The organism is Modicisalibacter luteus DSM 23508 (genome assembly GCF_000378505.1).
Lineage (GTDB): Bacteria > Pseudomonadota > Gammaproteobacteria > Pseudomonadales > Halomonadaceae > Modicisalibacter > Modicisalibacter luteus.
Genome location: NZ_KB899990.1, coordinates 223,579 through 238,724, shown reverse-complemented (window position 1 = coordinate 238,724; position 15,146 = coordinate 223,579). Strand labels below are relative to the sequence as shown.

The window sequence follows — 15,146 nt, the reverse complement described above, 5'->3', positions numbered from 1 at the left end:
AGCAATCCCTGCATGGCGTTGTCCGATAGTGGCCTGACTCACTGGAACAACGAGCCCACGCATGTCCGTACGTCACACGCCTTGTCTTTCCGTCTCATTGCGCCAGCAGGCAGGCCGTAGCCACTGGGGTGCGCTCGCGGCCCTGTTGGTTATCGCACTGGGCATCGGCATCGGTTACTGGCTGATCAGTCAGCCTCCCCGCGTCGAGCGCCGCGCCGCACCAGCCTCGCCCGCCCCGAGTGTCGAGGTCATCCGCCCCGAAACCGGCGCCGTTGCGCCCGACATCCAAGGCTATGGCAGAGTCATTGCCGCCCGGCAGACTGATATCGCCGCTCAGGTGGGCGGACGTCTGGTCGACTTCAGCGATGCCGCCGAGCCGGGCCGTGTGGTCGAGGATGGTGCCCCGCTGGCTACCCTGGATGTCAGCGATTATCAGTTGGCGGTACGCAGCGCCCAGGCCGCCCTCGACCAGGCCGAAGCCAACCTGGCCATTGAACGTGCCGAACAGATTCGCGCTCGGAGTGAATATGAATCCTTTGGACGCCAGCTATCCGCCGAACGACGTGCCCTGGTGCTGCGTGAACCCCAATTGAAAGTGGCACAGGCCACCGTGGATAGTGCTGAAGTGGATCTCGAGTCGGCACAACTCGACCTATCGCGTACTCAGATCAAGGCTCCCTACCGGGCCATGATTCAGGAGCGCCTGGCTGGCCCGGGCAGCGAGATTTCCGCCAACACCGCCGTACTCAGCCTGGTCGACGTGGAACACTTCTGGGTTCGCGTCTCGCTGCCCAGCGAGGAACTGACTTGGCTGGACACCGGCGAAGACGGCTCTCCCGGTGCCAGCGTTCGCCTGACCAGCCGAGGCTGGCCTGATGGCGTGTACCGTGAGGGCAAGGTATTTTCGGTGCTTCCCGATCTTGAAGAGAGCGGCCTGTTGGCCCAGGTACTGGTACGTGTCGATGATCCATTGGCATTGGAAAGCGACGCACCGGCATTGCGCTTGGGCGACGTGGTCAATGCCACCTTCGAGGCCACACCCCAGGATGGCCTGATCGCGCTGCCAACGCTGGCCCTACGCGACGACAGCCGGGTCTGGATCGCTGATGAAGACGGGCGCCTGCAGATACGCAATGTCAACGTGATCTATCGTGGCGAGGAACGCGCCCTGCTCGACGCCGACAGCTCGGCTCTGACATCAGGCCAACGTATCATTGTCAGCAATCTCGCTCAGGCGAGAGAAGGCATGCAGCTACGTGTCATTGGCGATGCCCAGGATACCGGTACCGCCACTACAGCCCCCCTTCCTCCAGCGAAAGGCAACACACCCGGCAACGCGGCCCCGCACACCGAGGGGGCTCGCTCATGATGCGCCATGGCCCGATCGCCTGGATGACCCGCCATGGCGTGGCACCGAATCTGCTGATGCTGGCGCTGTTGATCGGCGGGCTACTGGCCAGCCTGCATATCAAGAAAGAAGTCTTCCCTGATTTCACGCTGGAATCGGTAGCGATCAGTGTCAGCTATTCCGGCGCAACCCCCGAAGAAGTCGAACAGAGCCTCTTGCTGGCTATCGAGGCCGAACTGGCCGACATCGAGGGGATCGACGAAATCACTTCTACCGCCAGTGAGGGTAGTGGCAGCGTGCAGGTCGATCTATTGGACGGCGTCGACATCATGCGCGTCTATCAGGAGATTCAGCAGGCCATAGACTCCATTACCACCTTTCCCGATGCTGCCGACCCACCCCGCTTCAGCCTGGCGGGCCGTTCGCGAGGGGTGCTTGAACTGCAGTTACACGGCAATGTGGATGACCTGACCCTCAGCAAACTGGGCGAACAGGTCCGTACCGAACTGATGTCGGGCACTGACATCACCAAGGTAGAACTATCCGGTAACCGTGAGCGCGAAATACAGGTCCTGCTCGACGAAGAGGCCATTCGGCGCTACGGGCTCAGCCATGCTGACCTGGCCTCGCTGATCGCCGGCGAAGCGCTGGATCTGGCCGGTGGTAGTCTCGATACCCGTGACAGCGAGTGGTTGATTCGCTACCAGGGGCGCCGCGAGGGCGCTCAGGCGTTTGCCGATTTGCCGGTACGCAGTGCCACCAACGGTGGCGTGATTCGCCTTGGAGACATCGCCAAAGTGCGTGAGGGCTTGGCCGAGAGCGATCGCGAAGTGCTGTTCAATGGCGAGCCCGGCCTGACATTGGACATTTATCAGGTCGGCAACCAGACACCGTTGGGCATTTCCGAGACCGTGCGCGGCGAACTCGATCGGCTGCGTGCCGATCTGCCGGAAGGCGTATCGCTGACGCTGGGCTGGGACAGCTCGGAAATTTACCGCGAACGTCTCGACCTGCTGCTCAAGAACGCCTGGATGGGTCTGGCCCTGGTATTAGTGCTAATGGCGCTATTCCTCGAAGCTCGCCTGGCGTTCTGGGTCACCCTCGGCATCCCCACTGCCTTTCTCGGGGCCCTGCTGTTCCTGCCTTGGATGGGTGTCTCTATCAACATGATGTCGATGTTTGCCTTCATCATCGCGCTGGGCATCGTCGTCGATGATGCCATCATGGTCGGTGAGAACATCTACGCCTACCGTGAGCAAGGGCATTCGGTACGTGAGGCTGCAGTCCGCGGTGCACGCGAGATCGCCGTGCCGATCAGCTTTGCCGTGCTCTCGAACATCGTCGCCTTTCTGCCACTGCTCTACTTGCCGGGTTTTCTGGGCATGATCATGGCTGTTGTACCGCTGGTAGTGGTCACGGTGTTTCTAGTGTCCTGGCTGGAAGCCCTGTTCATTCTGCCTGCCCACTTGGCGCATAGCCGTGAGCGAAGCACCGTGCCCGCCTGGCAGCGCCCGCTGGAGCGAGTGCGCCTTTACATGCAGGGTGGTCTGCACCGCTTTACGCACCGTTCCTTCGAGCCCTTTCTGCAGCGCACGCTGGATCAGCGCGGCCTCACCGTGGCCATCGGCGTGGCGATTCTCTGCGTCGCGCTGGCTTACGCCATGAGCGGTCGGCTGGGATTCTCGCTGATGCCGCGCGTGGAGTCCGATCGCGTGCAGGCCAGCGTGACCCTGCCGGCAGGCAGCCCGATCGCCGAGGACCGGGCAGTACGTGATGTCCTGTTGGCCAGCGCTCAACGGCTTGCCGAGCGTGACGACGGGCCAGTCATTGAGAGCACAAGCACGCGTCTGAGCGGGGATAGTCTGGAAGTCCGCCTCGATCTGGCACCCGAGAGTTTGGCCACCTGGCCGCCTTCCCGCGTAGCGCGTGAATGGCGTCAGCTAAGCGGGGAGCTGAACGATGTACAGTCGATCCGTTTCGAGGCCGATGCGCGCGGACCGGGCAGTGGCGCCGCGCTCACCATCCGCCTGTCGCATTCGCAGAGCGCCGTGCTGGAAGACGCCGCAACGGCGCTCGCCAGTAGTCTCAATGGCTTTGATGGCGTCACCGAGATCGACAGCGGGATCGCCAACGGCAAGCCTCAGCTGTCGATCCGCCTGTCCCCAGAAGGACGCGCCCTCGGCCTGACGGGCACCGAGCTGGCCGCCCAGCTGCGCGGGCCACTTCAAGGCGCCACGGCGTTGGAACAGCAGCACGGTACCAGCGTTGTCAGTGTCGAAGTGCGCCTGCCACCGGAGGATCGCGACAGCCTTAGCGAGCTGGGGCGTTTGCCAGTCGTGACACCCGAAGGTGCCGAAGTGCCGCTGTCGCGGGTAGCTGAGATCGTGGCCGGACGCGCTTCCGCCGAACTGACGCGCATCGATGGGCGGCGCGTCATCAACGTTACCGCCGATGTCGCCGACGGGCCGCAGATCAACCGCATCATCAATACCCTGCAGACAGACGTCTATCCGGAACTACGACAGCGCTACCCAGGCCTGGATATCGGCGCCGGTGGCCGACAGGAGGAAACTGCAGACAATCTCGCCGCACTGAAGACCGCCATGTGGCTGACCCTGGCGGTGCTGTATGCACTGCTGGCGATCCCCTTCCGCAGCTACCTTCAGCCATTGCTGGTGATGGCGGCGATTCCGTTCGGTATTATCGGCGCCGTCATTGGGCACATGTTGATGGGCTTCGGGCTATCGGTGATCAGCCTGCTGGGCATGCTGGCGCTATCGGGTGTAGTGATCAACGATGCCTTGGTGTTGATCGACTACGCCAATCGACGCCGGCGCGAAGGGATGGGCCCGCGTGAAGCGATCGTTGCCGCCGCGACCCGTCGTCTGCGGCCGATCATGATGACGACGCTGACCACCTTCCTGGGATTGGCACCGATGATCTTCGAGACGTCGCGACAGGCACGCTTCATCATTCCCATGGCAGTTTCGCTGGGCTTCGGCATTCTGTTCGCCACGCTGATTCTACTCATTCTGGTGCCCTGCCTGTATCTGATACTCGAAAACCTGCGATCACGCCTGGGGCTAACAACCGCACCAGCCACGGAGGCCTCATGACGCGTTTTGCCAAGCCTGCTGTGTCGCGACTTGGACTCAAGTTGTTCGCGACGATCCTGATCGTCAACGTGCTGACCAGCGCCCTGATCTTTCTGTTCGTTTCGCGCAGCCTGGACCAGGGATTCATCGACTATCTGGAACGCGCACAGACCCAGCGTGCCGAGACACTGGCTACCGCACTGGGAGAAGAGTGGTCAGCGCGTGGCGGCTGGCAGTGGCTACAGGATAACGAGCGGGCCTGGTTCCGGCTGGTTCATCGCCAGCTCTGGCCCGACCGGGAGCGACCGCCACCGGGCCTTCAGCGGCAACTCGGCGATCCGCGTGACTTTCAGGTACGTGATGCCCAAGGTAATGTGGTCATCGGTCCGCCGCGCCGCGATGATGACGATGCCCGAACTCGCGAGCGTGGACGGCACGATCCGCTACGCATCCTGCCTATCGTCAGCCAGGGTCAACAGGTCGGCGAGCTGGTCTACCGGCCCCCGCGCGAACTCATGGCCCGCATGGACCGCATTTTTATCGAACGCCAGCAGCGCAACCTGTCGATCATTGTGGGTTCTCTGGCGCTGGCGTCCTTGTTGCTGGCCGGTGTGCTGAGCTGGTGGCTGGGCCGGCGCACGCGGGGCATGGCACTGGCGACTCGTCGCCTGACCGAAGGTGACTACAGCGTGCGTCTTGCCGAACGAGGCCATGATGAACTCTCACGCTTGGCCCATGATTTCAATGTTCTGGCCGAGACGCTGGAAGCCAACCGTCAGGCTCGCCAACGCTGGGTAGCGGATATCGCCCACGAGCTACGCACCCCATTGGCCGTACTGCATGGCGAAATCGAAGCGATGCAAGACGGAATCCGCCCCTTGGATGCCGACAGCCTGGGCTCTTTGGCTCAGGAGGTCGGCCAGTTGGAGCGACTGGTTCAGGACTTGCGTCTACTCGCGCAAAGCGATGCCGGCGCTTTGGACGTACGCCTGGAAAATCTGGACCTTGCCAAGGCACTTGGTGAACGTTTGGAAGATGCTCGCGGCTGGCTGGAAGGCGCCGGCATCACTCTCGACCTGACCATGCACGGCCCCGCGCCCGTCAGGGGCGACCTGCAGCGCCTGCATCAGCTATGGAATAATCTGCTAGGCAATACCCGCGCCTATACCGATGCGCCGGGACATTTGCGGGTCAGCCTGGACGTGATTGGTCACCAGGTGCGTATTCGCTGGGAAGATAGTGCACCGGGTGTCGAAGACGATGAACTTCCTCGCCTGACCGAGCGTCTTTACCGGGTCGAGGCCTCGCGTAACCGCCGCCTTGGGGGAAGCGGGCTGGGACTATCCATCGCGATGGCGTTGGTCCGGGCCCACGGGGGCGACATGCAGGTATCGCACTCGACACTGGGCGGCCTATGCTGGACGCTGAAATTCCCCCTGACAGGGGAATAGGAGAACCGAAGTGAGTGAGCACATTCTGATCGTAGAAGACGAACCAAAGATCGCCCGCGTGATTGCCGATTACCTGTCCGGCAACGGCTACATACCCCATCACCTCGCCCATGGCGACGACGTCATGCCATGGTTGCAGGACCGATCCGAAGGCACCCAGCCGGTACTGGTGCTGCTGGATCTGATGTTGCCCGGCACCGATGGACTGAGCCTGTGTCGGCAGATTCGTCAGCAGTGGCCTACCCTGCCCGTCATTATGCTGACGGCCCGTGTCGAGGAGGTCGACCGCCTGCTCGGATTGGAGCTGGGTGCCGACGACTATATCTGCAAGCCGTTCAGCCCGCGCGAGGTGGTCGCCAGGGTCAAGGCCGTGTTGCGCCGTGCTCGCGCTCCCGAGCAGGAACCCCAGCAGAGCGGGTCTTTAAATCAGCTGACCCTTGATCACGATGGCTGGCGTGCGCTGGCCGACGGGCGAGACATTGAACTGACCGCCGTCGAGTTCCAGTTGCTCAAGGTAATGATGGCCTCACCGGGACGAATCTTTTCCCGGGATCAGTTGATGGATCATATGTATCGGGATCACCGCATCGTTTCCGAACGCACTGTAGACAGTCACGTCAAGAAATTGCGCCGCAAGATAGCCGATATATGGCCCGATCGGGAGATCATTCGCTCGGTTTATGGCGTGGGCTATAAATACCAGCCCGAGGAGTGAGGTAGCCAGCGTGCACACAATGTGCACGCCAATACGCAAAGTCTGTCGATTCGCTTCACCTTTCCTGCACGCCCCCCGTCGATACTGACAGTGTCCACTCAAAGGAGACACCGTCATGAAACGACCGACATCTTCCGCCCTGCTCCTGGCCGCGCTGCTTTCCGCCGGTACCATTCAGCTGGCCAGCGCCTCGCCTAGTGACGCCCCGCACGCGTCAAAGGCTGAGTCCCACCTGGCCCAGCCCTTCGGGCCGCATGACCGTGTGGAAGCCCTGTTCGATAGCTGGAATCTGGATGACAGCCAGCGCGACGCTTTCAAGCAGGCCCAGCAGGAATACCGCGATCAGCGCCAAGCCCTGCGCAAACAGCATGAGCAGCGCCTGGCCGAGATTCTCGATGAAGACCAGTTGAAGGCACTGCATGCCATGCAACACCCCGGTCCCGATTCCGACCGCGGACCAGGCTTCGATCATGGCAAGCGGAACAAGGATCACGGTCACGGCGCCAGGATGCCGCATAAGCGCATGGTTGACCTCATCGACTCCCTTTACACCAGCTGGGGGCTGAGCGACGCACAGCGTACCGAACTGGCCAACGCGCGCGAGCAATTCATGGCCGAGGCCAAGGCACTTCGCGACCAGTCTTTCGACACTCGTACGGCCAAGCGCGAGGCCTTCCAGGCCCTGCGGAAACAGCATCGCCAAGCCATGGGCGACGTCCTGAGTGACGAGCAGATGGCAGTGTTCGACCAGTTGATGCCAACGCCCCGCCACCAGCCTGGCCCCGGCGAAGCCTGATCACTCCTTACCGTTCACCTTCGTTGCCCATCTTCGGATGGGCATTTTTTTGGGTCTCGTCGACATTTTCCCTCGACACTACGCTCGGTGACACCGACCTTCACTGCACTTCTTTCGGGAAAGCCCCAGTTGAATTACTGCCTCGAATGGCGTATTTTTATTAAACGTTCAATCAAAAATAAATTTACGTTTCGCTCAGCCGTTATCGCCAAGCTCCACTCCGCGTGCGCATGATCGTTGCCTCGGAGTTCACTTCGGATCAGCTTTTCCTCATGACCGCCTATTCAGCATCGTCTATCGGGTGGTCGTCAGTAAAAGCTGTTAGAAGGTAAGGGGCCGACAGGACGTCACACCGTAACGCTGATGACACTGCTGTGTTCACCAACAAACGGGGCTTCTATGACTTCGCAACCCAATGAGGAGGTCCATAACGACCGCCTCAATCCCGTCGTGTTCTACGGATCAGTGACCGGGATTGTGGTGTTTGCCTTATGGACCATGTTCTTCACCGAGTCAGCCAGTAGCGTCATATATGGCGTTCTGGGCTGGATCTCGAACACCTTTGGCTGGTACTACTTCGTTGCTGTCGTGGCCTATCTGGTCTTTGTGATCGGTATCGGGCTTTCTCGCTTCGGCAAGATCAAGCTGGGCCCAGAGCAGTCAAAGCCCGACTTCAACATGGCCTCCTGGGCCGCCATGCTGTTCTCCGCCGGCATCGGCATCGACCTGCTATTCTTTTGCATCGCCGAGCCGGTGACCCAGTTCCTGGCACCGCCCACCGGCGAGCCGAACACCGTGGCCGCGGCACGCCATGCCATGGAGCTGACCTTTCTGCATTGGGGGCTGTCGGGCTGGGGTATTTATACCTTGGTCGGCATGTCGCTAGCCTTCTTCAGCTATCGGCATAACCTGCCGTTGACCATACGTTCGGCGCTCTACCCGATCTTCGGTAAGCGTATCGAGGGGCCTATCGGTCATGCCGTGGATATCGCCGCCGTGCTGGGGACCGTATTCGGCATCGCCACCAGCCTGGGCATTGGCGTTATCCAGCTGAATTTCGGACTTAACTATATGTTCGATATTCCGGAGAACACCATGATCCAGGCAGTCCTGGTCATCATGATCGTGTTCTTCGCCACCGTGTCTGCAGTGACCGGGGTCGAGAAAGGCATACGTCGCCTGTCCGAGTTCAACATGCTGCTGGCCCTGGTGCTGTTGCTGTTCGTGCTCTTCACCGGCAAGACGTTGTTCCTGCTCAATGCGCTGGTCATGAACATCGGTGACTATTTTTCGAACTTCATTGACCTGTCGATGAATACCTATGCTTTCGATCCCCCCACTGACTGGCTCAATGGTTGGACGATCTTCTTCTGGGCCTGGTGGATTGCCTGGGGCCCGTTTGTCGGCCTGTTCCTGGCACGCATCTCGCGCGGCCGTACCATCCGTGAGTTCGTTGCTGGCACGCTGATACTGCCGCTCGCCTTCATGATGGCGTGGATGTCGATCATGGGTAACAGCGCTATTGATCTGGTGATGCAGGGCGCCTCCGAGTTTGGCGAGGTAGCGATGAATACGCCGGAGTCCTCCATCTACCTGTTCCTGGAAAACCTGCCATGGACAGGGGTAACCACGCTGGTGGTGACAATTCTGGCCATCGTGTTCTTCGTGACGTCGGGCGACTCGGGAGCATTGGTCCTTTCGAACTTCACCTCGATCCTCAAGGACGTCAATCGCGACGCCCCAATCTGGATGCGTATCCTGTGGGCCATGGTGATCGGCGTACTGACGTTGGCCCTGTTGATGGCAGGGGGATTGTCCGCCTTGCAGAGCGCGGTAGTGATCACCGGTCTGCCCTTCTCCATCGTGCTGTTCTTCGTCATGGCAGGCCTTTTGAAGGCGCTGAAGGTCGAAGGCATCAAGGAGGACAGTCATCGCGCCAGCCTGGCCGGTAGCCTGTCGAGCCGCTCCACCAATGTCGAGCGTGGCCAGCGGAGCTGGACGCAGCGCCTATCACGCGCCATGAGCTTCCCGAGCCATCGCCAGACTCGCCGGTTCATGGATGAGGTGGCCAAACCAGCAATGCAGGACGTCCGTCAGGCTCTCTCTCAACAGGGCGTGGAGGCCAGCATTCACGAGGGTGAAGGCGATAATGAACACTTGGCGTTGAGCGCTCCGCTCGCCGATGAGCAGGACTTCACTTATCAGCTATGGCCGCGCCGGTTCTCGACGCCCTCATTCGCGATCCGTGCCCAGCATTCAAATGCCGACTACTACCGTCTGGAGGTTTACCTGCTGGAAGGTAGCCAGGGCTACGACCTGATGGGCTACACCAAGGAGCAGGTGATCGAGGATATCCTCGACCAATACGAACGTCACTTGAACTTCCTGCACATGAACCGGGAAGCCCCCGGCAATACGAGCATGCCGGACGATAGTTACCACCCCCCGGCCTGACGCAGACGCCCACCGCATGCGGTGGGCGTCTTTGGGTTTGCAAACTGACTGCCCACCGGTATCTCCGGTGGGCAGTTTCTTATCTCGACCGTGCTATTCGCGTATTGCGCGCCTGGCTCGGCCTGGCATGACGCCTTGAGTAACGCGGCAGGCAGTCCTTGAGTTTGGCTCGTCCCCCTTCTCAGAAGATGCCAGCCCCGAGGATGGTACCCCGCCGACAAACCCGGCACTAAGCCGCTCAGCAACTTTGGGAGTGAACCCTTGGGCCGCGCGACGGCAAGCTAGCGGATCTTCGCGTTAGCTGTAAGCAGAAGCCACATAGCGATAAGCGCTCCGATGTTACTCATCGGATTCTGTCCAGGTTTCGCCCTGATCTTCGCTGCGCATGAGTTCGCCTTCTGCATCCAAGGCATAGAGCGTTCCCTCTGGTGTCAGGGCCAGCGCCACTTTATCTTCGCCCTCACTGGCTACCGGCTGCCATTGTTGGCCGCCATTATCGCTACGGAACAGGCCCTGCTCTGCACTCACGAAAACCTGTTGAGGTGCATTGACGTCGTATGTCACGTCATAGACCTTGCCAGCATCGAGATCACCGCTCAGGCGCCACCCACAGAAACAGTCCATGGAGAGGCGTACAGCATCGTCAGAAACTGCATAGAGCCAACCGGTTTGCATGCTGCCTTCCATATCGGAGTGTACGAGGCGCCGTATGGTCTGGGTCGGTCCGCTGTCCATTTTCTTCCACGTCTTGCCAGCGTCATCGCTCTGATAGAGTCCATCGTCAGCTATCACGGTATACAGCGTTTCCGGCTGATTACGATGAACCGCAAGGGCAATGGCGTTCTGGCTGGGCAAGCCATCGTTAAGGGCTTGCCAGGATTCACCATTGTCTTCGCTACGCTGCACCCCAATAACGGGGCCGGCAATATAAAGCACATTACCGTCCTCTGCCGTCGCAGCCGCCGTCATTAACGTTCCCTTCTCTGCGACAGCCGGTAGAGCGATTTCCTGCCAAGTCTTGCCACCGTTCTCGCTCTGCGAAAGCCCGTTGTCCTCCACTTTGAGCAACCGATTGCCTGCCTGGTCATAACTCAGCGAAGGAAGCACTGTCTCGGCAGCCATCACCCCACCCGCTGCGCTCAGGCTGGCCATCGCGAAACCTGCCAACGATACGGCACGTAAGAAGTGGTTCACTGTTTTGCGCATAAAATGTCCTTGAAGTATGTCAACCAATGGAGCCTAGTGCAGGGAATGTCGCCAAGAGCCAGTAGGACAACGCGGTCAGCTGTCCGGTGACCATCAAACCACCCATGCCTACCATGATGAGGCCCGCCATGATATGCATGGGCCGCCCCCAGCGACGCAAAAGCTTTTGATGCTGAAGGAATCGATCAAGCGAGATGGCCGTGAGAAGAAAAGGAATACCAAGGCCCAGCGAATAAACAGCGAGAAGCGCCAAGCCACTAGAGACGTTAGCTGTCGAAGCGCTAACGGTAAGGATAGCGCCCAGAATAGGGCCGATACAGGGCGTCCAGCCGAACGCGAAAGCGACGCCTAGCAGATAAGCTGCGCCGGGACCGCCACCTTCATCCTTGAGCCTTCCTATGAAGCGCCACTCCCGTTGCAGCCACTGCAGCGGAAGCATGCCGGTCATCAATGTTCCAAACAGGATAACAATGACGCCGCCTATTAGGTTCGCTTCCTGACGGTAGGTCAGGAGTAAGCGACCAATAGCCGTGGCGCTGGCTCCCAGAATTAGAAATATCGTGGAGAACCCAAGCACGAACCATATCGACTGGGTCAGTACCCTGAGTCGCTCATGCCGATTCGCCTCCTGAATCTGACCCAGCGAGCGCCCGGCCACGAAGGAGAGGTAGCCGGGCACCAGTGGCAGGACACAAGGAGAGACAAAAGAGATCAGGCCTGCTAGAAACGCCGTCAGCAGGCCAATGTTGGCGACTTCGAGCATGCTTCAGCTGTGTGCTAGACCGTTTCCTTGGAGGATGCAGGAGCCCCCTCAGCGTGGGCCTGCTGCGTTACCGCTTCACTCTTTGTAGCAGACTCGTCTTTCTTGTCCTTCTTGCAGTTCATCAGGCACATCACTCCACACATGAGCAGACACGGCAAGAGAGTCACCAGCATCGGGGCAATGCCAAGTATGACCAGTTGATCCCACCCCATGGCGAGGCCACCGGCCACGATTACAGCACCCAGGATCCACAAGCGACGCGGGCCTGACACCAAGCTTTTCAACCCCGAGTGCTCTTGACCTTGATTAGATTTGTTTCCGCCACAGCAGTTCATAGTGATGCCTCTTTCGAAAGTCGAATGGTTTCTTTGAGAAACTCGGTCATTTCCGGGCTGTCCCATTCTGTTGCCCCTACTAGGCGCCCGATCTCGTTCCCATGGGGGTCTATCAATAACGTCGTCGGAATTCCCACAGCCCCAAGTTGGGCCCCGGCCATGCCGGTGGTGTCGATATATTGGCGAAGGTGCTCGATACCCACGTCTTCATAAAAATCCTGTACGACCTCGATCCCCTTGCGATCGATCGACAGGGCGACAACCTCGAAGTCCTCCCCGCTCAACGCAGCCTGTAATGCATCCAGCGTTGGCATTTCTTCACGGCAGGGGCCGCACCATGTCGCCCAGATGTTTAACAGCACTGTCCGGCCCTGGAAATCGGCAAGGGTCAGTGGCTTACCCTTGCCATCTTCGAAAGCCAACTCAGGCAAGTCGCGTGGGCTTTCCCAAATCATGAACCCTTGTGGGCCGACGCCTTGGGGGGGGCTGGCAACAGCGGTTGATGCCACAGCCATCAGACACATGATTGCCACGGTTCGCTTGAAAGAAACCAGTCTCATAGCTGTCCATTGCTAGCGTTAGTAGGTAGCGTAAACTTCAGGCGAATCGGTTGGCTGAAAGGCCAAAGTATAGACTTCGATAGGACCTTGTTTTTCGCCTCCCATGCCCGGTGATCCCAGGGGCATTCCGGGTACGCTCAAGCCTTTGATGAAAGGCTTCTCTTCCAGCACCTGCTGGATGCTTTCGACATTGACATGCCCTTCGAAGGCATAGTTATCGATCAGCGTAGAGTGACAACCATAAAGCTTTTCAGGAACATTGTGCTCCGCCTTAATCTTTGACAAGTCGTTGGTTTCTACAACCTCGACATCGAAGCCGTTTTCTTTAAGATACTCGGCATGCCCGGCACAGCATCCGCAGTTCGGATTTTTGTAGAGAGTAGCCGACATCTCTGCAGCAAGACCCGACAGGGGAAAAACCATCAAGGCAGTAAAAGCCAGTTTTTTGAAGTGTTTCATTGATAACTCTCTAACGGTTTTAATACTTGTCCAACGCTAACTAGATAGCGAAATAGACATATTCTCGAGATAGTGACGCACCTTATCCCAAACGCCATAGGACAAGGAGTCCGGGCCTTTTACCAATACCTTGGCGTAAGAAACCAAGTGCTCCGGCTCAAACTTAAGGCCATGGAAACGTGCCCGCATTTGCCCTGACTGATCAATAACATGCGTAACGACACCATGGGCCTGAACACCGTCAGCGACAGGGTCGAACCTGAGCCCATAAGACTCGGCAATTTGACGCGTCGTTCCGGCAATCTCTGTTTCATTACGGTAAAGAAAATGCCAATTGGCAGGTTCTAGCTCGAAATTCTTAACATAGGCTTGCAAACGGGTGCGTGTGCCTTCGGTATCTTCGGTGTCTGTCGCAACCGTGATAAACTCGACGTTGTCCTGCAAGTCCGCATCGCTAATCTGGTCTTGTACCTCAGCAAGCAAGTTCATATGCAGAGGACATGCGTTTGCGCATCGCGTATAGATAAAGTTGAGTACGACGACCTTATCCTGAAAATTCGTTAAGGAAACTATGTTACCGCGGGAATCAGCCAAGGAAAATTCCGGGGCTGGGCGGTCAACGAACTGTACGTAATTCTCCTGCTTTTGGATTGCTTTTTCGGCATCCTGAAGCGAGTGAGCAAGCAAAGGAGAGCTGACAAAAATAAAGAGAGCGAATAACGGAAAACACCGTTTTTGACTCATATATGTCTCCTCGGCTTGGCCAAGCGTGAAAGGAGGCTGCTCCAGACCGCAATGGCGCAGCCTCTTGCGTGTTAAACGCTAGTCTTGGCTTCTTCAGCCTGCTTCTGCTGCATCGTCTCCATCATGGCACTGCACTTTTCCATCATGGAATGCATCTGTCCCATCATGTTTCCATGCATGCCGCCCTCACCCATCATGTTGCCCTCGCCCATCATGTTGCCTTGCATGCCGTTGGGCTGTGCCTCTTCTTTTTGCGCGTTTTCCTGCGCGAAGAGAGAACCTGCACCGAAGGTGCCCACAGTGATAACGGCAGCGGTGAGCATTACGTTGCGTATCTTTCGCATGATGTTGTCCCTCGTATCGGACTCGAAGCTATGTTTTTCACATGTTGCTGTCTTGGCGCCGTGTAGTGCCTAGAGTTGTTGGGCTGTGACTCTTGGCGGTGCACGCTTACCAGTCCAGCAGAATTACTCTAGAACCTATGGCCTAGCTGTAGGTCAAGGGCCAACCCATTGGCTATACACCTTTCCAAGCCACCATGTCTTCAATGAACCATATCCTTAAAGGTAACTTTAAGGTCAAGCCTTTCTTTCCTGCGCTTTCTACCCAACACCTCTTGACCTTGGGGTGGCCCGAGCCTTCTAAACTTTTCGGGTTTCAGTGCAGGGGAGGCCACATATGAAAGTCAGCGAACTCGCCCAGGTAGGCGGGGTAACGGCGGAAACCGTGCGCTATTACACACGTGAGGGTTTGTTACGGCCGCATCGTGATCCCCAAAATGGTTATCAACTCTACGACAGCGAGTCAGTTAGGAAGCTATGCTTTATTCAGTGCTTCCGCATGCTGGGCTTCAGCCTTGGGGAAATTAGAGGCCTGCTAGCCGAGGCCATGCAGGAAGGCACTCCCAGCCCCAACACTTACGCTACCTTGGCTGAACAACTTCCCCAGATCCATGCGCGCATTCAAGAACTGCAGGCGTTGTCCAGGCGAATGGATCAGGCTATGGAGTCTTGGCAGGATATTCCAGATGGCTTGCCTACTGGCCATCTCGTCAGCCGGCTCCTAGACGACTTGTCTCAACCTGTCATTGTTTAGCTCTTCCCGACGTAGGCAGCACTTATCGGTAGAGCCAGCATTGCGAGTCAACACTGCCCCGGATACTGGCCCTGCAACCGATAGGAGCTGACATGAGGCGTTATAAAGGCCATAGGCTCTCACAC

The 15,146-nt window shown here is 58.5% G+C and carries 14 protein-coding genes; 7 read left to right on the top strand and 7 right to left on the bottom strand.

The genetic code is table 11. The features are described from left to right. Window positions 1-61 precede the first annotated feature (61 nt). The 6 genes from F568_RS0103785 (at window position 62) to F568_RS0103760 (ending at window position 9,859) form a co-directional block, all read left to right on the top strand. Window positions 62-1,369 (top strand): efflux RND transporter periplasmic adaptor subunit, encoded by a 1,308-nt coding sequence (locus tag F568_RS0103785; RefSeq protein WP_019017374.1) that lies wholly within the window; start codon window positions 62-64, stop codon window positions 1,367-1,369. Beyond that, a complete protein-coding gene (locus tag F568_RS0103780) occupies window positions 1,366-4,464 on the top strand; it encodes an efflux RND transporter permease subunit (RefSeq protein WP_019017373.1) in 3,099 nt (1,032 codons plus the stop codon). Before F568_RS0103785 ends, F568_RS0103780 begins: the two co-directional genes overlap by 4 nt. Continuing rightward, a complete protein-coding gene (locus tag F568_RS0103775; protein WP_019017372.1) occupies window positions 4,461-5,894 on the top strand; it encodes an ATP-binding protein in 1,434 nt (477 codons plus the stop codon). Before F568_RS0103780 ends, F568_RS0103775 begins: the two co-directional genes overlap by 4 nt. A gap of 10 nt (window positions 5,895-5,904) precedes the next feature. Continuing rightward, a complete protein-coding gene (locus F568_RS0103770; protein ID WP_019017371.1) occupies window positions 5,905-6,609 on the top strand; it encodes a response regulator in 705 nt (234 codons plus the stop codon). Window positions 6,610-6,724: 115 nt separating this feature from the next. Beyond that, window positions 6,725-7,405, top strand: coding sequence for a hypothetical protein (locus tag F568_RS0103765; protein WP_019017370.1), 681 nt, complete (start codon window positions 6,725-6,727; stop codon window positions 7,403-7,405). 399 nt (window positions 7,406-7,804) lie between these two features. Then, window positions 7,805-9,859, top strand: coding sequence for a choline transporter (locus F568_RS0103760; protein ID WP_019017369.1), 2,055 nt, complete (start codon window positions 7,805-7,807; stop codon window positions 9,857-9,859). Window positions 9,860-10,198: 339 nt separating this feature from the next. Here the strand turns inward: F568_RS0103760 and F568_RS0103755 are convergent, their stop codons facing one another. From F568_RS0103755 to F568_RS25225, 7 genes are all read right to left on the bottom strand, one after another. Then, complete coding sequence (locus F568_RS0103755; protein WP_019017368.1) at window positions 10,199-11,065, bottom strand: WD40/YVTN/BNR-like repeat-containing protein; 867 nt, start codon at window positions 11,063-11,065, stop codon at window positions 10,199-10,201. A 19-nt stretch (window positions 11,066-11,084) separates the two neighbouring features. Then, the gene (locus tag F568_RS0103750; RefSeq protein WP_019017367.1) at window positions 11,085-11,828 is read right to left on the bottom strand and encodes a cytochrome c biogenesis CcdA family protein; all 744 of its coding nucleotides are present in this window, start codon (window positions 11,826-11,828) and stop codon (window positions 11,085-11,087) included. A gap of 14 nt (window positions 11,829-11,842) precedes the next feature. After that, entirely contained in the window at window positions 11,843-12,100 is a 258-nt protein-coding gene (locus F568_RS0103745; RefSeq protein WP_211213417.1) for a hypothetical protein, read from the bottom strand. A gap of 59 nt (window positions 12,101-12,159) precedes the next feature. Next, window positions 12,160-12,723, bottom strand: coding sequence for a TlpA family protein disulfide reductase (locus tag F568_RS22100; protein ID WP_019017365.1), 564 nt, complete (start codon window positions 12,721-12,723; stop codon window positions 12,160-12,162). 18 nt (window positions 12,724-12,741) lie between these two features. After that, complete coding sequence (locus F568_RS0103735) at window positions 12,742-13,182, bottom strand: DUF411 domain-containing protein (protein WP_019017364.1); 441 nt, start codon at window positions 13,180-13,182, stop codon at window positions 12,742-12,744. A gap of 36 nt (window positions 13,183-13,218) precedes the next feature. Then, on the bottom strand, window positions 13,219-13,926 hold the full coding sequence (locus F568_RS0103730; RefSeq protein ID WP_019017363.1) for an SCO family protein: 708 nt from the start codon (window positions 13,924-13,926) through the stop codon (window positions 13,219-13,221). 71 nt (window positions 13,927-13,997) lie between these two features. Further along, a complete protein-coding gene (locus F568_RS25225; protein ID WP_019017362.1) occupies window positions 13,998-14,270 on the bottom strand; it encodes a hypothetical protein in 273 nt (90 codons plus the stop codon). Window positions 14,271-14,604: 334 nt separating this feature from the next. Between F568_RS25225 and F568_RS0103720 the strand changes: the two genes are divergently transcribed. Next, window positions 14,605-15,021, top strand: coding sequence for a MerR family transcriptional regulator (locus F568_RS0103720; protein WP_019017361.1), 417 nt, complete (start codon window positions 14,605-14,607; stop codon window positions 15,019-15,021). Window positions 15,022-15,146: the final 125 nt, after the last annotated feature.